The organism is Klebsiella sp. CN_Kp088, assembly GCF_040064335.1.
Lineage (GTDB): Bacteria > Pseudomonadota > Gammaproteobacteria > Enterobacterales > Enterobacteriaceae > Klebsiella > Klebsiella aerogenes.
The window spans coordinates 63,243-80,982 of sequence record NZ_JBEAIQ010000017.1 but is presented as its reverse complement, the minus strand read 5'-3'; the positions used below and the strand labels follow the sequence as shown (position 1 = coordinate 80,982).

21 protein-coding genes are annotated in these 17,740 nt (G+C 55.1%); 19 read left to right on the top strand and 2 right to left on the bottom strand.

Annotated elements, in window-relative coordinates:
- Window position 1 precedes the first annotated feature (1 nt).
- The 9 genes from ABLV08_RS09015 to rpoS all read left to right on the top strand — a co-directional run bounded on the left by ABLV08_RS09015 (window position 2) and on the right by rpoS (window position 6,812).
- Window positions 2–328, top strand: a complete 327-nt coding sequence (locus ABLV08_RS09015) for a DUF3561 family protein (RefSeq protein ID WP_015369982.1) — start codon at window positions 2–4, stop codon at window positions 326–328.
- Between the two features lie 138 nt (window positions 329–466).
- Window positions 467–778 (top strand): cell division protein FtsB, encoded by a 312-nt coding sequence (ftsB, locus tag ABLV08_RS09010; RefSeq protein ID WP_015369983.1) that lies wholly within the window; start codon window positions 467–469, stop codon window positions 776–778.
- Between the two features lie 19 nt (window positions 779–797).
- Window positions 798–1,508, top strand: coding sequence for a 2-C-methyl-D-erythritol 4-phosphate cytidylyltransferase (ispD, locus tag ABLV08_RS09005; protein WP_015703297.1), 711 nt, complete (start codon window positions 798–800; stop codon window positions 1,506–1,508).
- Entirely contained in the window at window positions 1,508–1,987 is a 480-nt protein-coding gene (ispF, locus tag ABLV08_RS09000) for a 2-C-methyl-D-erythritol 2,4-cyclodiphosphate synthase (protein ID WP_015703296.1), read from the top strand. Before ispD ends, ispF begins: the two co-directional genes overlap by 1 nt.
- A complete protein-coding gene (truD, locus tag ABLV08_RS08995; RefSeq protein ID WP_032712422.1) occupies window positions 1,984–3,033 on the top strand; it encodes a tRNA pseudouridine(13) synthase TruD in 1,050 nt (349 codons plus the stop codon). Before ispF ends, truD begins: the two co-directional genes overlap by 4 nt.
- A complete protein-coding gene (surE, locus tag ABLV08_RS08990) occupies window positions 3,014–3,775 on the top strand; it encodes a 5'/3'-nucleotidase SurE (RefSeq protein ID WP_015369987.1) in 762 nt (253 codons plus the stop codon). The genes truD and surE overlap by 20 nt, the downstream gene beginning before the upstream one ends.
- Entirely contained in the window at window positions 3,769–4,395 is a 627-nt protein-coding gene (locus ABLV08_RS08985; protein WP_015369988.1) for a protein-L-isoaspartate(D-aspartate) O-methyltransferase, read from the top strand. Before surE ends, ABLV08_RS08985 begins: the two co-directional genes overlap by 7 nt.
- A 124-nt stretch (window positions 4,396–4,519) precedes the next feature.
- The gene (gene nlpD / locus ABLV08_RS08980; RefSeq protein WP_045361378.1) at window positions 4,520–5,662 is read left to right on the top strand and encodes a murein hydrolase activator NlpD; all 1,143 of its coding nucleotides are present in this window, start codon (window positions 4,520–4,522) and stop codon (window positions 5,660–5,662) included.
- A gap of 157 nt (window positions 5,663–5,819) precedes the next feature.
- Entirely contained in the window at window positions 5,820–6,812 is a 993-nt protein-coding gene (gene rpoS, locus ABLV08_RS08975) for an RNA polymerase sigma factor RpoS (RefSeq protein ID WP_015703292.1), read from the top strand.
- Between the two features lie 52 nt (window positions 6,813–6,864).
- Here rpoS and ABLV08_RS08970 read toward each other — a convergent pair whose 3' ends face one another.
- A complete protein-coding gene (locus ABLV08_RS08970) occupies window positions 6,865–7,242 on the bottom strand; it encodes a DUF4440 domain-containing protein (RefSeq protein ID WP_049053032.1) in 378 nt (125 codons plus the stop codon).
- A gap of 122 nt (window positions 7,243–7,364) precedes the next feature.
- Here ABLV08_RS08970 and ABLV08_RS08965 point away from each other — a divergent pair, with 122 nt between their 5' ends.
- Window positions 7,365–8,252 (top strand): LysR substrate-binding domain-containing protein, encoded by an 888-nt coding sequence (locus tag ABLV08_RS08965; RefSeq protein WP_348855766.1) that lies wholly within the window; start codon window positions 7,365–7,367, stop codon window positions 8,250–8,252.
- Here ABLV08_RS08965 and ABLV08_RS08960 read toward each other — a convergent pair.
- On the bottom strand, window positions 8,249–8,668 hold the full coding sequence (locus ABLV08_RS08960) for a MarR family transcriptional regulator (RefSeq protein ID WP_015703289.1): 420 nt from the start codon (window positions 8,666–8,668) through the stop codon (window positions 8,249–8,251). The genes ABLV08_RS08965 and ABLV08_RS08960 overlap by 4 nt on opposite strands.
- 172 nt (window positions 8,669–8,840) lie before the next feature.
- Here ABLV08_RS08960 and ABLV08_RS08955 point away from each other — a divergent pair, with 172 nt between their 5' ends.
- The 9 genes from ABLV08_RS08955 (at window position 8,841) to ABLV08_RS08915 (ending at window position 17,714) form a co-directional block, all read left to right on the top strand.
- Complete coding sequence (locus ABLV08_RS08955) at window positions 8,841–9,431, top strand: non-oxidative hydroxyarylic acid decarboxylases subunit B (RefSeq protein WP_015703288.1); 591 nt, start codon at window positions 8,841–8,843, stop codon at window positions 9,429–9,431.
- A gap of 2 nt (window positions 9,432–9,433) precedes the next feature.
- Entirely contained in the window at window positions 9,434–10,861 is a 1,428-nt protein-coding gene (locus tag ABLV08_RS08950) for a non-oxidative hydroxyarylic acid decarboxylases subunit C (protein WP_015369995.1), read from the top strand.
- Between the two features lie 10 nt (window positions 10,862–10,871).
- The gene (locus ABLV08_RS08945; RefSeq protein WP_015369996.1) at window positions 10,872–11,108 is read left to right on the top strand and encodes a non-oxidative hydroxyarylic acid decarboxylases subunit D; all 237 of its coding nucleotides are present in this window, start codon (window positions 10,872–10,874) and stop codon (window positions 11,106–11,108) included.
- Between the two features lie 413 nt (window positions 11,109–11,521).
- Window positions 11,522–12,058: a hypothetical protein gene (locus tag ABLV08_RS08940; protein WP_015703287.1), complete on the top strand. Its 537-nt coding sequence runs from the start codon at window positions 11,522–11,524 to the stop codon at window positions 12,056–12,058.
- 49 nt (window positions 12,059–12,107) lie between these two features.
- Window positions 12,108–12,794 (top strand): fimbria/pilus periplasmic chaperone, encoded by a 687-nt coding sequence (locus tag ABLV08_RS08935; RefSeq protein WP_032709003.1) that lies wholly within the window; start codon window positions 12,108–12,110, stop codon window positions 12,792–12,794.
- A gap of 38 nt (window positions 12,795–12,832) precedes the next feature.
- On the top strand, window positions 12,833–15,424 hold the full coding sequence (locus tag ABLV08_RS08930) for a fimbria/pilus outer membrane usher protein (protein WP_015369999.1): 2,592 nt from the start codon (window positions 12,833–12,835) through the stop codon (window positions 15,422–15,424).
- Window positions 15,424–15,975: a fimbrial protein gene (locus tag ABLV08_RS08925; RefSeq protein ID WP_015703284.1), complete on the top strand. Its 552-nt coding sequence runs from the start codon at window positions 15,424–15,426 to the stop codon at window positions 15,973–15,975. Before ABLV08_RS08930 ends, ABLV08_RS08925 begins: the two co-directional genes overlap by 1 nt.
- A gap of 23 nt (window positions 15,976–15,998) precedes the next feature.
- Entirely contained in the window at window positions 15,999–16,550 is a 552-nt protein-coding gene (locus ABLV08_RS08920) for a fimbrial protein (RefSeq protein ID WP_348855765.1), read from the top strand.
- A gap of 21 nt (window positions 16,551–16,571) precedes the next feature.
- Window positions 16,572–17,714: a type 1 fimbrial protein gene (locus ABLV08_RS08915; RefSeq protein ID WP_100279087.1), complete on the top strand. Its 1,143-nt coding sequence runs from the start codon at window positions 16,572–16,574 to the stop codon at window positions 17,712–17,714.
- Window positions 17,715–17,740: the final 26 nt, after the last annotated feature.

Below are 17,740 nucleotides of genomic sequence, written 5' to 3'. Positions count from 1 at the left end.
TATGCGCAATACCCAGAACCTCAGTATTATTCGTTCAGAACCGCCTCCGGCGGCCAGCGACGAGACCACCTGGTCTTTGTCGGGTGCCGCCGTGGGCTTTATTTCGTGGCTGCTGGCGCTGGGTATTCCCTTCCTCTTGTATGGCGGTAATACGCTCTTTTTCTTCCTCTACACCTGGCCTTTCTTCCTTGCCATTATGCCGGTCGCCGTGGTGGTCGGTATTGCGCTACATTCATTACTGGACGGCAAGCTGATTTACAGCGTTTGCGCGACGATTTTAACCGTCGGGCTGATGTTTGGTCTGCTGTTCCTCTGGCTGTTGGGATAGCCTTTTTGGGATGAATCAAGCCTGGGTATCCATCGCAAAAATGTGGTACAGTCCCCGCGTTACGCGGCATCGTCCGCGCGCCAGGGTAGAGTACTCCGGCGAGTTATGGGATGATGATGCCGTTTTTCAGGGGGCAGGATGGGTAAATTAACGCTGCTATTATTAGCTTTGCTGGTCTGGCTACAGTACTCGCTGTGGTTTGGCAAAAATGGTTTGCACGACTATAGCCGGGTTAATGACGATGTCTCCGCTCAGCAGGCCACTAACGCCAAATTAAAAGCGCGCAACGATCAGCTTTTCGCCGAAATTGACGATCTCAACGGCGGTCAGGAAGCGATCGAAGAACGCGCACGCAATGAACTCAGCATGACCCGCCCGGGCGAAACATTCTATCGTCTGGTGCCGGATGCCTCAAAACGCAATCAGGGTTCTGCGCAGAATAATCGATAAACAAGCCCAGGATGACAATATGGCAGCCACTTTTCCGGGCGTTTGCGCCGTGGTGCCGGCAGCCGGTTTTGGCCGCCGTATGCAAACGGAGTGCCCGAAACAATATCTCTCAATCGGTAACAAAACGATTCTCGAACATTCGGTCGCCGCGCTGCTGGCGAACGAACGCGTTCAGCGGGTGGTGATCGCCGTCAGCCCCGGCGACGTTCGCTTTAGTCAACTTCCCTTAGCCCATCATCCGCAGGTCACCGTCGTTGACGGCGGCGCCGAGCGCGCCGATTCGGTACTGGCGGGGCTCAAAGCGTTAGCGGATGCGCAATGGGTGCTGGTTCATGATGCCGCGCGACCGTGCCTGCATCAGGACGATCTCTCGCGACTGCTGGCGCTGAGCGCGACAAGCCGCGTCGGCGGGATTCTTGCCGCGCCGGTGCGCGATACCATGAAGCGTGCCGAACCGGGCAAAACCGCGATCGCCCATACCGTTGAACGCAATGATTTATGGCATGCGCTGACGCCGCAATTTTTCCCGCGTGAACTGCTATTTGACTGCCTGACGCGCGCGCTGGATGAAGGCGCGACCATCACCGATGAAGCGTCGGCGCTGGAGTACTGCGGCTTCCATCCCGAATTGGTCGCCGGACGAGCTGATAATATTAAAGTAACGCGCCCGGAAGATCTGGCGCTGGCCGAATTTTACCTTACCCGTTCCCGACACCAGGAGAAGGCTTAATGCGAATTGGACACGGTTTTGACGTACACGCTTTTGGCGGTGAAGGGCCAATTATTATTGGCGGGGTACGTATTCCTTATGAGAAAGGGCTGCTCGCCCATTCCGATGGCGATGTCGCGCTACATGCGCTGACCGACGCGCTGCTGGGCGCCGCGGCGCTCGGCGACATCGGCAAACTGTTCCCGGATACCGATCCGGCCTTTAAAGGCGCGGATAGCCGGGAGCTGCTGCGTGAAGCGTGGCGGCGGATTCAGGCGAAGGGATATACCCTTGGCAACGTTGACGTCACCATCATCGCCCAGGCGCCAAAAATGCTGCCGCATATCCCGCAGATGCGCGTGTTTATCGCCGAAGATCTCGGCTGCCATATGGACGATGTCAATGTGAAAGCGACCACCACCGAGAAGCTTGGCTTCACCGGCCGTGGCGAAGGCATCGCCTGTGAAGCGGTGGCGCTGCTGCGTAAGGCTGCGCAATGATCGCCTTTGATGACTTAACATACCTGCACGGCAAGCCGCTGGGCCAGGGGCGGCTGAAGGCCAATCCGGAAGACTTTCTGGTGGTCGAAGACCTCGGTTTCGCCCCTGATGGCGAAGGCGAACATGTGCTGGTGCGGATTCTGAAAAATGGCTGCAACACCCGTTTTGTTGCCGATGCGCTGGCGAAATTCCTTAAAATCCATGCGCGCGAAGTGAGCTTTGCCGGGCAAAAGGATAAGCATGCGGTCACCGAACAGTGGCTGTGCGCCCGCGTGCCGGGCAAAGAGATGCCGGATCTGAGCAAGTTTCAGCTCGAAGGCTGCCAGGTGCTGGAGTATGCACGCCATAAGCGTAAGCTGCGTTTAGGCGCGCTGAAGGGCAACCAGTTCACGCTGATCCTGCGGGAAATCAGCGATCGCGACGATGTCGAAAAGCGCTTGCAGGCGATTGCCGACGGCGGCGTGCCGAACTATTTTGGCGCGCAACGCTTTGGTATCGGCGGCAGTAACCTGCAGGGCGCTTTGCGCTGGGCCGAGAGCGGCGAACCGGTGCGCGATCGCAATAAACGCAGTTTTTGGTTGTCGGCGGCTCGCAGCGCGTTGTTTAATCAGCAAGTTGCAATTAGATTAAAAAAAACGGAATTTAATCAGGTTGTTGATGGCGATGCGCTACAATTAGCGGGGCGCGGAAGCTGGTTTGTGGCAACCACCGAAGAGTTGGCGGAATTGCAGGCGCGGGTCGATAACCGCGAGCTGATGATTACCGCTGCGCTGCCGGGCAGCGGCGACTGGGGCAGCCAACGCGATGCGCTGGCCGCCGAGCAAGCCGCGATAGCCGAAGAAACGTCGCTACAGGCGCTGCTGGCGCGCGAGAAAGTTGAAGCCGCGCGCCGGGCGATGCTGCTGTATCCGCAGCAATTGTGCTGGAACTGGTGGGATGATGTCACTGTTGAACTGCGCTTCTGGCTGCCAGCGGGAAGTTTTGCCACCAGCGTGGTAAGGGAACTTATCAATACAACGGGTGACTATGCGAATATTGCTGAGTAACGATGACGGTATCCACGCGCCGGGGATCCAAACCCTGGCGAAGGCCTTACGCGAATTTGCCGAGGTCCAGGTTGTTGCACCCGATCGTAATCGCAGCGGCGCCTCAAATTCGCTCACGCTGGAATCTTCTCTGCGCACGTTCACCTTTGAAAATGGCGATATCGCCGTCCAGATGGGCACGCCGACCGACTGCGTTTATCTCGGCGTTAACGCGCTGATGCGCCCGCGCCCGGATATTGTGGTCTCTGGAATCAACGCGGGCCCCAATCTTGGCGATGATGTTATCTATTCCGGTACCGTCGCGGCCGCGATGGAAGGCCGCCATCTTGGTTTTCCCGCCCTTGCCGTTTCGCTGAACGGCTATCAACATTACGATACCGCGGCGGCAGTGACGTGCACCATTCTGCGCGCGTTAAGCCGCGAGCCGCTGCGTACCGGGCGGATCCTCAACATCAACGTGCCGGATCTTCCCCTCGAGCAAATCAAAGGCATTCGCGTCACCCGCTGCGGCAACCGGCACCCGGCCGACCAGGTCATCCCGCAAAAAGATCCGCGCGGCAATACGCTGTACTGGATCGGCCCGCCGGGTGATAAGCGCGATGCCGGGCCGGGGACCGATTTTGCGGCGGTGGATGAAGGCTATGTTTCCGTAACGCCATTGCATGTCGATTTAACCGCTCATCAGGCACATGAGGTGGTAACCGATTGGTTAGAACGCGTCGGGGTTGATACGCAATGGTAAGTAAACGTGTTGAAAGTTTGTTGAATCAGCTACGCACTCAGGGCATCGTCGATGAGCGGGTCCTCGAGGCAATCGCGCAGGTTCCGCGCGAAAAATTCGTTGATGAAGCCTTTGAACATAAGGCGTGGGAAAACACCGCGCTGCCGATTGGCCAGGGGCAAACCATCTCGCAGCCTTATATGGTGGCGCGGATGACGGAGCTTCTGGAACTGACGCCGGACTCAAGGGTGCTGGAAATTGGCACCGGCTCCGGCTATCAGACGGCGATCCTGGCGCACCTTGTGCACCACGTCTGCTCGGTTGAGCGGATTAAGAGCCTGCAGTGGCAGGCGCGCCGGCGTCTTAAACAACTTGATTTACATAATGTTTCAACCCGTCATGGCGATGGATGGCAGGGTTGGCAGGCTCGCGCGCCTTTTGACGCGATTATCGTCACCGCCGCGCCGCCGGAAATTCCGGCCGCGCTGATGGCGCAGCTTGATGAAGGCGGCGTGCTGGTTTTGCCTGTCGGTGAAGAACATCAGTACCTGAAGCGGATCCGTCGCCGCGGCGGCGAATTTTTCATCGATACCGTCGAAGCCGTTCGCTTTGTTCCGCTCGTCAGAGGGGAACTGGCCTGAACCCGGATTATTCCAGGTTTTTTTTGCCTAAGTTTAGGCGTAGGGTGGACACATTTTTCAGTGTCCTGGCCGGGCGCTGCCCGGTAAGCAAGATATTGGCAGTTAACATATTCCTGGGGGATAAATGAGCGCGGGAAGCCCAAAATTTACCGTAAGCCGTATTGCGGCGTTGTCACTGGTTTCACTCTGGCTGGCCGGGTGTACAAATACCAATAATCCGCCTGCGCCGGTGAATTCGGCAAGCGGCGCTGCGTCCTCCAGCACCAATTCCGGGATGCTGATTACACCGCCATCCTCCGGCGCGCAGCAAGTTCCGCCGGCTCAGCCGATTCAGCCGATGCAGACCCAGCCAATTCAGACTCAGCCGACCCAGGTTCAGCCGATGGCTCAGCAACCGGTGCAGACGGTGAACGGTAAGATCGTTTACAACCGTAAATATGGCGATATTCCGAAAGGCAGCTACACCGGCGGCAGCACCTATACCGTTAAGCGCGGCGATACCCTGTTCTATATCGCATGGGTCACCGGCAACGATTTCCGCGACCTTGCGGAACGCAACAACGTCCCGGCGCCGTACGCGCTGAACGTGGGCCAGGTGCTGCAGGTCGGCAACTCCGCAGGCCAGCCGATCACCGGCGAAAACCCGGTATCTCAGGCTAGCGCGCAAGCGAGCGGCGGTGCGACGGCCACCACAACTTCTGCACAAAAATCCACCGCAGTGGTTGCGTCACAACCGACTATTACGTATTCTGAATCTTCAGGTGAACAGAGTGCTACTAAGATGTTGCCGAATAATAAACCAGCAACGACCACGACAACGGTCGCTCCGGTTACGGCGCCATCAACTGTTAGCACAACCCAACCGACTGCAAGCAGTACGTCTACCAGTTCGCCGATCTCATCATGGCGCTGGCCGACTGATGGCAAGGTTATCGAGAACTTTAGCGGCGCGGAAGGCGGCAATAAAGGTATCGACATTGCAGGCAGTAAAGGACAGGCTATTGTCGCGACCGCCGATGGGCGCGTCGTCTATGCCGGTAACGCACTGCGCGGTTACGGTAATCTTATTATCATCAAACACAACGATGATTACCTGAGTGCCTACGCTCATAACGATACCATGCTGGTTCGGGAGCAACAGGAAGTCAAAGCGGGGCAGAAAATCGCTACCATGGGTAGCACCGGAACCAGCTCAACAAGATTACATTTTGAAATTCGTTACAAGGGGAAATCCGTCAACCCGCTGCAGTACTTACCGCAGCGATAATTTGGCAAAGTACGGATAAGCGTAACACCATGAAAGGCGCCAGGGCGGTCGCGATATGCCTCCTTCAGTGGAGGCATAAAGAGGATAACTCCGGCGTCGTTTAGTGATGGGTCGCGGAAGGTGCTTTGCTCAGGGATCACGGGTAGGAGCCACCTTTATGAGTCAGAATACGCTGAAAGTTCATGATTTAAATGAAGACGCGGAATTTGATGAGAACGGAATGGAGGTTTTCGACGAGAAAGCCTTAGTAGAAGAGGAACCCAGTGATAGCGATCTGGCTGAGGAAGAGCTGCTGTCGCAAGGCGCCACCCAGCGCGTTCTCGATGCGACACAGCTGTATCTTGGTGAGATTGGTTATTCCCCGCTGCTGACGGCCGAAGAAGAAGTCTATTTCGCCCGTCGCGCACTACGTGGAGATGTTGCTTCACGCCGTCGCATGATTGAAAGTAACCTGCGTCTGGTGGTGAAGATTGCTCGTCGTTACAGCAATCGTGGTCTGGCGCTGCTGGATCTGATTGAAGAAGGTAACCTCGGCCTGATCCGCGCAGTTGAGAAGTTTGACCCGGAGCGTGGGTTCCGTTTTTCAACCTACGCCACCTGGTGGATCCGTCAAACGATTGAACGGGCGATTATGAACCAAACCCGTACCATTCGTTTACCCATCCATATTGTGAAAGAGCTGAACGTTTATCTGCGTACCGCGCGCGAGTTGTCGCATAAGCTGGACCACGAGCCAAGCGCCGAAGAGATAGCCGAACAGCTGGATAAACCGGTTGATGACGTTAGCCGTATGCTGCGTCTGAACGAGCGCATTACCTCAGTGGATACCCCGCTGGGCGGTGACTCAGAAAAAGCGCTGCTGGATATTCTGGCCGATGAAAAAGACAACGGCCCGGAAGACACCACGCAGGACGATGATATGAAACAAAGCATCGTCAAATGGCTGTTCGAACTGAACGCCAAACAGCGCGAAGTACTGGCTCGTCGTTTCGGGCTGCTGGGATATGAAGCCGCAACGCTTGAAGATGTGGGGCGTGAAATCGGCCTGACCCGCGAACGCGTGCGTCAGATTCAGGTGGAAGGCCTGCGCCGCCTGCGGGAGATCCTGCAGGGACAGGGGCTAAACATCGAAGCGCTATTCCGCGAATAAATCGTTTTCTCTCAAAAAGGCCCAATCCAGCGATTGGGCCTTTTCCTTTGCATTAACCGATACGGGTTTCCTGCAGGTGACGCCAGAAGATTTTTCCCTCAATGCGTTGAAATATCGCCGTGGACCAGCGTACGACTTCGCCTTGTTCCGGCAGGGTCTGGCTTTCGCGGTAGAGCACCGCGCCGCCGTCATGCCATTCGCTCAACACTTGCGCATTATCAACCACGATACTTAATCCCGGGCGGCTGCCGCCAGCGCTATGGAAAAAGCCGCTTACCGTCGGGTAATCCATCTTAGCGCCGCTGATAGGAACCATTGTAAACTCTTGTGCAAAACGGCTCATCAGCGCTTGTGCGCTACCTTCTTTCCGGCCCAGCCATTGTTCAATGATCACGTGGGCGTCGATAACTTCTTGGATCCATGGGTTCATGTTTTCTCCGGATTAAGCTGCAGGCAATGCAGGGGATTACTGTAAACCGCGCGTCAGGGGCGGATAAATGCGCTTTTCAGGGATATACTGTCTAAAAATTTTTGACAATAAGCCCTATTCAAATGCTAAACCTGCAGCGCGTTACCATGTTTGTCGCCGTTGTTGATGCCGGAAGCTTTACTGCTGCTGCGGCGGCGCTTGGGCAGACCAAAGCGGTGGTCAGTTTTAACGTTCGCCAGCTAGAGAGTGAACTGGGGGTGACGTTGCTGCTGCGTTCGACGCGCCGGTTAACGCTCACCGAAGCCGGGGGGGTGTTTTACCAGCGCGGCGTCGGGTTGTTGAAAGCCGCGGAGAATTTACAGGATGAGGTGCGCGCCAGCCACGCCGGGTTAAGCGGTGAACTGCGGATCACCACCACCCCGGAATATGGCGCCCAGGTGATTATCCCGGCACTGGCGGAATTTGCTCGTCGACATCCGGCGCTGCGGGTGCGTCACGTCTCATCGTCTTATCACGCGGATTTGATCTCTGAACGTTTTGATGTCGCGATACGCCTCGGGACCCTGGCCGATTCGCGCTATCACGCGGCTCGTATTTCGCGTTTCGCCATCGTGCCCGTGGCCTCGCCGATTTGGCTGGATAAACATCCGCTGCGCACGCTTGCCGACCTGGCGCAGGCGGCGTGGATTGTTAACGAGCGCCTGGCGACGCCGCTACGCTGGCAGCTCCTGACCGCCGAAGGGCAATCGATCGCTTTTGAAATTACGCAACCACCGCGGATCTCAGCCGATAGCGCACAAGCGTTAATGGGCTTCGCGCTGGCGGGAAGCGGAGTGGCGCTACTCCCGGAGTGGCTGGTGGCCGAAGCTATCGCGCGGCAGGAGCTGGTGCGGGTAGTGCCGGAGTATATTTTTCCATCGCAGGGGGTATACGCCGTCTACCCGGACGTGCAGCATGTGCCAACCAAGGTCCGGGCATTTATCGATTTTCTGCGCGAACGAACCGCTTAATCCGCGTTTTTATTTTCCATCATTTTCAGCACCAGCCGGGAAAACTGCGCGCGCTCCTCTTCGTTAAGGCGGCTCAAAAACTCTTCATCGACCCGATTGCCTTGCGGCATGGAATTTGCCAGCAGCGCCTGCCCTTCATTCGTCAGATAGACAAAGCGGCGACGTTTATCGCTCGGATCGTGTTCGCGGCGTACCAGCCCGCGTTTCTCCATCCGGCTAAGCATCTCCGCCAGCGTCGCTTTTGTGCTGACGGCCGCTTCGATAAGCGTCACCTGCTCGATACCAGGATGTTCGGCGACCGAGCGCATCACCGCGTATTGCGGCTTGGTCAGTTCCGGTAATTCATGCTGCCAGCGCGCGGTATGCTGTTGAAAAAGCTGGCGTAGAAGGTGGAACGCCTCGTTACGTAACTCCATGGACACTCCGTCACAAAAATATCACCTTTATGATAGCCGTATTTTCGGCTTCTTTTCACATCTCATTTTTTTGATTATTGATGCGATCGTGTACGAACGATATTGAGATCTCGCAAGAATGAGCGTAGTTTTAATACAAATGTTCGTATGCGAACAATGTATGAGGTAGCGAATGAAACTGATTATTGGGATGACCGGGGCGACCGGCGCGCCGTTAGGCGTCGCGCTGTTACAGGCGCTGAATGAAATGCCGGATGTGGAAACGCATCTGGTCATGTCGAAATGGGCAAAAACCACCATTGAGCTGGAAACGCCCTATAGCGCTCGTGATGTCGCCGCGCTGGCGGACTTCTGCCATAGCCCTGCGGATCAGGCCGCGACCATCTCATCAGGATCGTTTCGTACCGACGGCATGATTGTTATCCCCTGCAGCATGAAAACGCTGGCGGGTATTCGCGCTGGCTATGCGGAAGGGTTAGTCGGCCGCGCGGCGGACGTGGTGCTGAAAGAGGGGCGCAAGCTGGTTCTGGTGCCGCGTGAAATGCCGCTGAGCACCATTCATCTGGAGAACATGCTGGCGCTGTCGCGCATGGGCGTGGCGATGGTGCCGCCCATGCCTGCCTATTACAACCACCCGGAAACGGTAGAGGATATCACCAACCATATCGTGACCCGGGTGCTGGATCAGTTTGGTCTCGAATATCACAAAGCGCGCCGCTGGAACGGCCTGCGCGCGGTCGAGAATTTATCACAGGAGAATTAATCATGGCTTTTGATGATTTACGCAGCTTTTTGCAGGCGCTTGATGAGCAGGGGCAACTGCTAAAAATTAGCGAAGAGGTGAATGCCGAGCCGGATCTCGCCGCTGCCGCTAACGCCACAGGGCGCATCGGTGACGGCGCGCCAGCGTTGTGGTTTGATAACATTCGCGGCTTTACCGACGCCCGTGTCGCCATGAACACCATCGGTTCCTGGCAAAACCACGCGATTTCGCTGGGGCTGCCGCCAAACACGCCGGTGAAAAAGCAGATTGATGAATTTATTCGCCGCTGGGATAAATTCCCGGTAACGCCGGAGCGTCGCGCCAACCCGGCGTGGGCGGAAAACACCGTTGATGGCGACGATATCAACCTGTTCGATATTCTGCCGCTGTTCCGCCTGAACGATGGCGACGGTGGTTTCTATCTCGACAAAGCCTGTGTGGTTTCGCGCGATCCGCTTGACCCGGACCACTTCGGCAAACAGAACGTCGGTATTTACCGGATGGAAGTGAAAGGCAAGCGCAAGCTGGGCCTGCAGCCGGTACCGATGCACGATATCGCGCTGCATCTGCATAAAGCGGAAGAGCGCGGTGAGGATCTGCCCATTGCCATCACCCTGGGTAACGACCCGATTATTACCCTGATGGGCGCCACGCCGCTGAAATATGACCAGTCAGAATATGAGATGGCGGGCGCGCTGCGCGAAAGCCCGTATCCCATCGCCACCGCGCCGCTGACCGGCTTTGACGTTCCCTGGGGCTCAGAGGTTATCCTTGAAGGGGTGATTGAAGGGCGCAAGCGTGAAATCGAAGGGCCGTTCGGCGAGTTCACCGGCCACTACTCAGGCGGCCGCAATATGACGGTGGTGCGTATCGATAAAGTCTCTTATCGCACAAAACCGATTTTTGAATCGTTGTATCTCGGAATGCCGTGGACCGAAATCGACTATCTGATGGGCCCGGCGACCTGCGTGCCGCTGTACCAGCAGCTGAAGGCGGAGTTCCCGGAGGTGCAGGCGGTCAATGCCATGTACACCCATGGTCTGCTGGCGATTATCTCCACCAAAAAACGCTACGGCGGTTTTGCCCGCGCGGTGGGATTACGGGCAATGACTACCCCGCACGGCCTCGGTTACGTGAAAATGGTGATCATGGTCGATGAAGATGTCGATCCGTTCAACCTGCCGCAGGTGATGTGGGCGCTCTCCTCGAAGGTCAACCCGGCGGGCGACCTGGTACAGTTGCCGAACATGTCGGTGCTGGAGCTTGACCCTGGTTCCAGTCCGGCGGGGATCACCGACAAACTGATTATCGACGCCACCACCCCGGTTGCGCCTGACCTTCGCGGTCACTACAGCCAGCCGGTTCAGGATTTACCGGAAACCAAAGCCTGGGCTGAAAAACTGACCGCCATGTTGGCCAACCGTAAATAAGGAGAAGAAGATGATTTGTCCACGTTGCGCTGATGAGCAGATTGAAGTGATGGCGACGTCGCCGGTAAAAGGGGTGTGGATCGTTTACCAGTGCCAGCACTGCCTCTATACCTGGCGTAATACCGAACCGCTGCGTCGTACCAGCCGCGAACATTATCCGGAAGCGTTCCGCATGACGCAGAAAGATATTGATGAGGCGCCGCAGGTGCCGCATATTCCACCGCTGTTGGCGGCAGATAAGCGTTAAATGACTGGCCCGGATATTCCGGGCCTTTTTATTTAGAATTAAAGGGCGTGACAACTATTTTCAATTAGATTATAACTAGTGACTTAATCATTAATGATTATAATTCACATCTTGTCAGCTATCATTACTCATTTCTGCTTCTCTCTGTTTATTTTTTAAACAGTCAACCCTCCATAAGTTTTTAATTAAATGCATCCAATTTGAATCAATCTGTAAATATCTTGTAGTCTAAATATGGACTCGATGGGGTATTTTAAAATGCATATTGACGTCCATTTTTTCTAAACGAGTTAATAAACATTATCACTGAACGTGCATTATTTAATGGGCGTTTGTTGATAATGCTTTTCGGTTGTCATTTTGACAACAATTAATAATTGCGATGTTTATTATTTTTATTGGGATATTAAAGAATGAAACTTACTAAAATCGGCGCAGCTCTGGTTCTGACTTTTGGCATGAGCGCGGCAGCGATGGCATCTAACACCATTACCTTTAACGGTGAAGTGCTGGAGACGGGTTGCAACATCACTGTTGATGGCGGTACTCCGGATGCAACCGTTGAACTGGGCAGCGTGGCAGCAACTGATTTGGTAGCAAAAGGTGACCTCGGCGCGCCGAAACAGTTCGTTTTTAATCTGGACCAGTGCCCGACTGCGTCCAATGTCAATATTGTCTTCTCTGCGCCGGTTGACCCGGTGGCTGGTGATGACTCGTACTTCGCGAATACTGCCTCTGGGGTTGGCGTCACTGCTGCACAAAACGTTGCCGTTCAACTGAAGCAAGGCGGTTCTAATGGCACCATCGTGAAGAACAATGCAGACAACGATCCTATTACCCTGGACTCTGGCTCTGCTACCGAGACCTACACCGCATCGATGATTGCTGTTGATCAGGCTGTTGCTGGTACGGTTCAGTCCGTCGTGACCTATAACGTCCGCTATAACTAATCCTGAAGGAGGGGAAACCCTCCTTATATTTCTGTGAGTGCATTGCATAATGAAACCCATCGCAGCTTTTGTTTTTTGTGTGGCCGCCGTTGCCAGTCTGAATGCGTCTGCCAGTATCGTTACCGGCGGAACGCGGGTGATTTTTGACGGCTCCCATCAGGCCGCCTCGTTATCCGTGGAAAACTCGGACAAAGTTACCAATCTGGTGCAATCCTGGGTCAGTCCCGCCGAAGGTAGCGCGCTGAAAAAAGAAACTATGATTATTACGCCGCCGCTGTTTCGCCTCGAAGCCGGGAAAAAAGCGTCGATCCGGATTGTTCGTTCAGGGATGCCGGTTCCGGAAGATCGCGAATCATTATTGTGGCTAAACGTAAAAGGTATTCCCGCTACGGATGATAGTTCTGCTGGCAAAAATACCATGCAGATTGCCATCAATTCGAAAATTAAGCTGATCTATCGCCCGGTTGCACTCAAAGGCCAGTCGCCGGAAAGCAGTGCAAATAAAGTGGTATGGAAGCCGGTTGCCGGCGGTGTGCAGGTCAATAACCCGACGCCGTTTTATATGAACTTCTCCCGTATAGAAATTAATAATCATGCGCTCAGCGGCCAATATTTTGTCGCACCGTTCTCCACGCTGAATATTTCCGAAGGGAAGATCCCCTCCCACGGCAAAGTGACCTGGTCGCTGATTAATGATTACGGCGTGAAAGGTCAGGACAAAGTCTCTTCATATTAATCGGCACGGTACGTATCCCGTACGGATACAGGGTAATAATGGAAAAAGTTAAGCATACCTATGTCCTTTCTTTAGGGCTGGGGCTCAGTATTGCCTTCAGTTCTTTCAGCGCCATTGCTCAGGAACATTTTAACCCTCGTCTTTTGGAAACGGATAGTACAGAGACGCCAATGATGGATCTCAGTCTGTTTGCCAAAGATGAGGTACCGCCTGGTGACTATAACGTCGATATTTATATCAACGGTAGCCTGGTGGATACTAAAACCATTTCCTTTCGCAAGCTGTCGGACGACAAAAACACCACCGCCGGGCAGGTTGTTGGAGCGTGCCTGAGCGTGTCTGAGCTGAAAGCCTGGAATGTACGGGTCGATAACTACTTTAGCGAACAGGACAAAACCAGCGAGTGCGCCAGCCTGCAGGCTATTCCGGGTCTGGAACAGAAAATGGATCTGGCGAATCAGCGCTTTGATCTCACTATCCCGCAGGTTGCCCTGCTCAACACCGCTCGTGGTTACGTTTCGCCAGAGCGATGGGATGAAGGTATTGCCGCCGGTTTGCTTAACTACAGCGTCTCTGGTCAGCAGGATTTGCACCACCGTAATGGCGTGGACAGTAGCAACCAGTTCGTCAGCCTGCAGCCGGGACTGAACCTGGGGGCGTGGCGTTTGCGTAACTATTCCACCTACAGCCACTCTGAATCCGAAAGTGAGTGGGATTCGGTGTACACCTACGCTTCCCGCGATATTAAATCCCTGAAAAGCCAACTGGTTCTCGGGCAGGGCACCACCCGCGGCGGCGTGTTTGATAGCGTGGGTTTTACCGGGGTACAGATGTATTCCGATAATGATATGAAGCCGGACAGCATGCAGGGCTTCGCGCCGGTGATCCGCGGTATCGCCCGCAGCAACGCCGAGGTCACGGTGTACCAGAACGGACACAGCATCTATAAGGCCACGGTGCCGCCGGGGCCATTCGAATTCAGCGATATGTACCCGACCGGTAGCTCCGGCGACCTGAAAGTGGTGATCAAGGAGTCTGATGGTTCGCAAAGTAGCTTCATCGTCCCTTACGCCACATTGCCGGTGCTACAGCGTGAAGGACAGGTGCAGTATGGCCTGGTGGCGGGTAAAACCCGCCAGGACGGATCGGATTCGCGGGCGGAAGACTTTAACTTTGTCCAGGGATCGGCGGCCTGGGGCGTCGGCAAAGGCGTGACCTTGTACGGCGGCTATATTCAGGCGGAAGACAAATACTCCAACCTGATTGCCGGTACCGGTTTTAACCTCGGCAGCGCCGGGGCGCTCTCTTTTGATATTTCACAGTCGTGGGCGGATGTCCCGCAGCCGGACAATATACGGCAGATGGAACACCATAGCGGCCAGTCGTACCGCGTGCGCTACAGCAAGACGCTGCAGCAGACCAACACCGATATTGCGGTGGCTGGCTACAAATTCTCAACCCGCGGTTATCTGTCGTTCCAGGATTTCCTCAATGATTGGGACCCGGGCAACAGCGCCATCGATAACGGTCGCGAACGTAATCGTTTCGACGTGACTATCTCACAGACGCTGCCTTTCGGTACGTTGTCCCTGACCATGTATGACGCCTCCTACTGGAATAGCCAGCACGCCGACTCGCTGAACCTCGGCTTTAGCAGCACGCTGGGGCCGGTATCGTACTCGCTGAACTATGCGCACACGAAAAACGTTGATGGCGGTTATGGCAACGATTCCGATGAATACGATGACGATAACGTCTTCTCGCTTAACTTTAGCGTACCGTTCAGCGCCTTCAGCAATAGTGAAGCGGCGCAGTCGATTTCGGCTAACTACTCGATGAACAGCAGCAAACACGGCGATACCACGCATAACATCGGTATTTCCGGCACCGCAATGCAGCAAAACCAGCTCAACTGGCAGGTATCGGAAGGCTATAACGCCGATTCAGAAGCGACCAACGGCAACGTTACCGTCGGCTACCAGAGCTCGTATGCCGATGTGTCCGCCGGTTACAGCTACGACGACTACAGCCGACGTCTGAACTATAGCCTGCGCGGCGGAATGGTGGTTCACAGCGGCGGTATTACCCTGGCCCGTCAGTTGAATGACAGCGTAGCGCTGGTGGAAACGCCGGGCGTCTCCGGGGTGCCGATCAATGGCCAGACTAACGTCCATACCGACTACTTTGGTAATGCGATTGTGCCGTACGTGCGTCCGTACCACAGTAATCAGATTTCCCTCAATACCGTGGAGGCCAGCGATGCCACCGCGGCCATTGATAACGTCGCCAAAACCGTGGTGCCGACCAAAGGCGCGGTGGTCCGCGTGAAGTACAACACCTGGATTGGCCGGAAGGCGATGATGACGTTGATCTTCAACGGTAAGCCGGTGCCGTTCGGCGCGGTAGTCACGCAAACCAGCGATGATTCGGACGACACCCGCAGCAGCATCGTCGGCGACAGTGGTGAAGTGTACCTGGTTGGTCTCGCCGATAAAGGGCAACTGATGGTCAAGTGGGGCGACGGGGCGAACAAACAGTGTGCCGTTGACTACACACTGGCGGGCGCGAAGTCGCAGGCCGATATTCTGTTTATCAACGGGATATGCCATCCCGTCCAGGGGGCTCACTGATGTCACGCTTTCATTTTGCTACCGTCCGACGCATGGCGGCGACGAGCCTGCTTTTCGTTGCCGGGCTGCCGTCTGCGCTGGCGTACAACACACAGGATGTCATTAACTTCAGCGTCACGGGGAATATTGTGGCAGGCAGCTGTAATGTTAGCTATCCCGCGACCGTTGAACTGGGAACCTATCTGCCAACGGATTTTATTAATGAAGGCGATAGCACGGACAATGTCCCGTTCACTGTCTCTTTCACTAACTGTTCTCCCTCGCTGACTAAAGCGACGGTAGCGTTTACCGGTGCCGTAGATGGAACCCAGCCATTCTATTTTGCCAACGGGATTACGGCAGAGGGGGGCGGCGCAACCGATGTTGCACTGGAATTATTAACCGATGCGGATCACTGGCAAATGTCTAACGGGCAGAGTCATGACGTCACTCTCGAGTCAGACAGCCATGCCGGTGAAATCATTTTTATCGCAAGAATGGCAACCCCAGGCCACAACCCCGGCACCGGGGAGTTCCAGAGCGTCGTCACCCTGAACGTTGTTTATAACTAGTTACCTGATAAAAGGCAGGAGACATGTCAAAATTTTTATATGCTGTTCTGTTTTTAACGGGGATGCTGGTTAGCGCAATGCCAGCTCTGGCTGGGGATAATAATCTCCGGGAGACTAGTGATATTACCTTTCACGGCAGGATTGCCGCAGGGACCTGTAATGTCACCAATCCTGAAACCGTAGATCTGGGGAAATACTATAAAGGAGACTTTTCTGTTGCCGGCGGTAACACCGGCAACGTTCCAGTCACCATCAGTTTTGACAGCTGTACTGCTGAAATCAGCCAGGCCACCGTCACCTTCACCGGCACGCCCTATTCCGAAGACCCGACCTATGGCTCGGTCATTTATGCCAATCAGGTGACGCCTGATGCCGATGGCGCTACCGATGTTGGATTGCAGTTGTTCGATTATCCCGCTATCCACGTGGCGCTGGCCAATGGGGTGAGTTATCCGGTACCCATTGAAAATGGCGCGGGCGCATTGAAATTTATTGCCCGCATGTACACCCCTCATGGCGCCCCAACGGCGGGTAAATTCAGCTCCGCGGTCACGTTGAACGTGACCTATAACTAACCCCGATTTAAGGCAAACAACGTGTTAAAATTTTTATATGCCACCCTGTTATTGCTGGGGCTGTTTCCGCTGGCGGCCCAGGCGGTTTGTCATCGTACCGACGACACCCCGTCGCAATCTTATGTTGCGATGCCGCAGCAGCTACTGGTCTCCAGTAAAAATTATGCGCCGGGCGAGATCCTGTATGACTCCGGATATATGTCCGGCGGCACGACAACCATCAAGAACTGTGCGGGGACCTATTACGTCGGCTTTCACTACGCCGGCGCGTTAACCACCGCCAGCCCGCTGCAGGATAATGTCTATCCGTTGACCAATGGTTCAACCGCCACCGGGCTCGGTATTCGCGTCTATACCATTAATCAGGCGGGCCCGTTTGATGACGAACGGGCGATCGATAACAGCTGGCAGGAACACGATGCCGGGGCAGGCTCCGACCACACCCTCAATAACTCCGCTTATCGGGTGCAGATTATCGCCACCGGCGGGCCGATAACCAGCGGCACGTTTAACGTACCGAGCCCGCTGGCGCGGGTCGATTATCGCGAAACACAGAGTATTGATAGCAGCGATGGCGACATCGCCTCCACGCTGACGCTGTCGACCACCACGGTTCAAGTACATGCGATGGGCTGTACGGCTTCAGTCTCTTCTTTGCTTTTTGATATGGGGAGTGTCGATGTCTCTTCGTTTGATAACCAGCAAACGGTAGAAGGACCTGAACAGAGCGTGGGGCTTTCATGCGAACCGGGAACTAACGTAACGCTGAAATTTAGTGGCGCGGTGGCGTCGGGAGACAATGACAACGGTTCGGTCTTCGCACTGACCGACGCCGGCTCTGACGGCGTAGCGACCGGCGTTGGCGTGAAAATCCTAACCTATAATCCGAATCGACAATCTTTTATTTCTCTACCTATTGGCCAGACGTTTGGCGTCTTTAGCTCCGATCGTGACGCGGCGGCGGCGGCAAATAGCGGACAGGATGCCGATGGCAATGCCATTTCCGATATTGGCTCCGCAACGACCTATAACGATGATGCGAATAGGGGAGGGGCAGGGGCAAGTGAAGCGATCCGCTTCCGGGCGGATTACTACAAAACCGGTTCGGCGGTGACCCCCGGTACTGCCAATGCCACCGGGACGATCACCCTGCAATATAACTGATGCTAAAAACAAAAAGCCTGACGATG

Coding starts and splice junctions, on each gene's coding strand:
- ABLV08_RS09015 (WP_015369982.1), top strand. CDS start 2: ATGCGCAATACCCAGAACCTCAGTATTATTCGTTCAGAACCGCCTCCG.
- ftsB (WP_015369983.1), top strand. CDS start 467: ATGGGTAAATTAACGCTGCTATTATTAGCTTTGCTGGTCTGGCTACAG.
- ispD (WP_015703297.1), top strand. CDS start 798: ATGGCAGCCACTTTTCCGGGCGTTTGCGCCGTGGTGCCGGCAGCCGGT.
- ispF (WP_015703296.1), top strand. CDS start 1,508: ATGCGAATTGGACACGGTTTTGACGTACACGCTTTTGGCGGTGAAGGG.
- truD (WP_032712422.1), top strand. CDS start 1,984: ATGATCGCCTTTGATGACTTAACATACCTGCACGGCAAGCCGCTGGGC.
- surE (WP_015369987.1), top strand. CDS start 3,014: ATGCGAATATTGCTGAGTAACGATGACGGTATCCACGCGCCGGGGATC.
- ABLV08_RS08985 (WP_015369988.1), top strand. CDS start 3,769: ATGGTAAGTAAACGTGTTGAAAGTTTGTTGAATCAGCTACGCACTCAG.
- nlpD (WP_045361378.1), top strand. CDS start 4,520: ATGAGCGCGGGAAGCCCAAAATTTACCGTAAGCCGTATTGCGGCGTTG.
- rpoS (WP_015703292.1), top strand. CDS start 5,820: ATGAGTCAGAATACGCTGAAAGTTCATGATTTAAATGAAGACGCGGAA.
- ABLV08_RS08970 (WP_049053032.1), bottom strand. CDS start 7,242: ATGAACCCATGGATCCAAGAAGTTATCGACGCCCACGTGATCATTGAA.
- ABLV08_RS08965 (WP_348855766.1), top strand. CDS start 7,365: ATGCTAAACCTGCAGCGCGTTACCATGTTTGTCGCCGTTGTTGATGCC.
- ABLV08_RS08960 (WP_015703289.1), bottom strand. CDS start 8,668: ATGGAGTTACGTAACGAGGCGTTCCACCTTCTACGCCAGCTTTTTCAA.
- ABLV08_RS08955 (WP_015703288.1), top strand. CDS start 8,841: ATGAAACTGATTATTGGGATGACCGGGGCGACCGGCGCGCCGTTAGGC.
- ABLV08_RS08950 (WP_015369995.1), top strand. CDS start 9,434: ATGGCTTTTGATGATTTACGCAGCTTTTTGCAGGCGCTTGATGAGCAG.
- ABLV08_RS08945 (WP_015369996.1), top strand. CDS start 10,872: ATGATTTGTCCACGTTGCGCTGATGAGCAGATTGAAGTGATGGCGACG.
- ABLV08_RS08940 (WP_015703287.1), top strand. CDS start 11,522: ATGAAACTTACTAAAATCGGCGCAGCTCTGGTTCTGACTTTTGGCATG.
- ABLV08_RS08935 (WP_032709003.1), top strand. CDS start 12,108: ATGAAACCCATCGCAGCTTTTGTTTTTTGTGTGGCCGCCGTTGCCAGT.
- ABLV08_RS08930 (WP_015369999.1), top strand. CDS start 12,833: ATGGAAAAAGTTAAGCATACCTATGTCCTTTCTTTAGGGCTGGGGCTC.
- ABLV08_RS08925 (WP_015703284.1), top strand. CDS start 15,424: ATGTCACGCTTTCATTTTGCTACCGTCCGACGCATGGCGGCGACGAGC.
- ABLV08_RS08920 (WP_348855765.1), top strand. CDS start 15,999: ATGTCAAAATTTTTATATGCTGTTCTGTTTTTAACGGGGATGCTGGTT.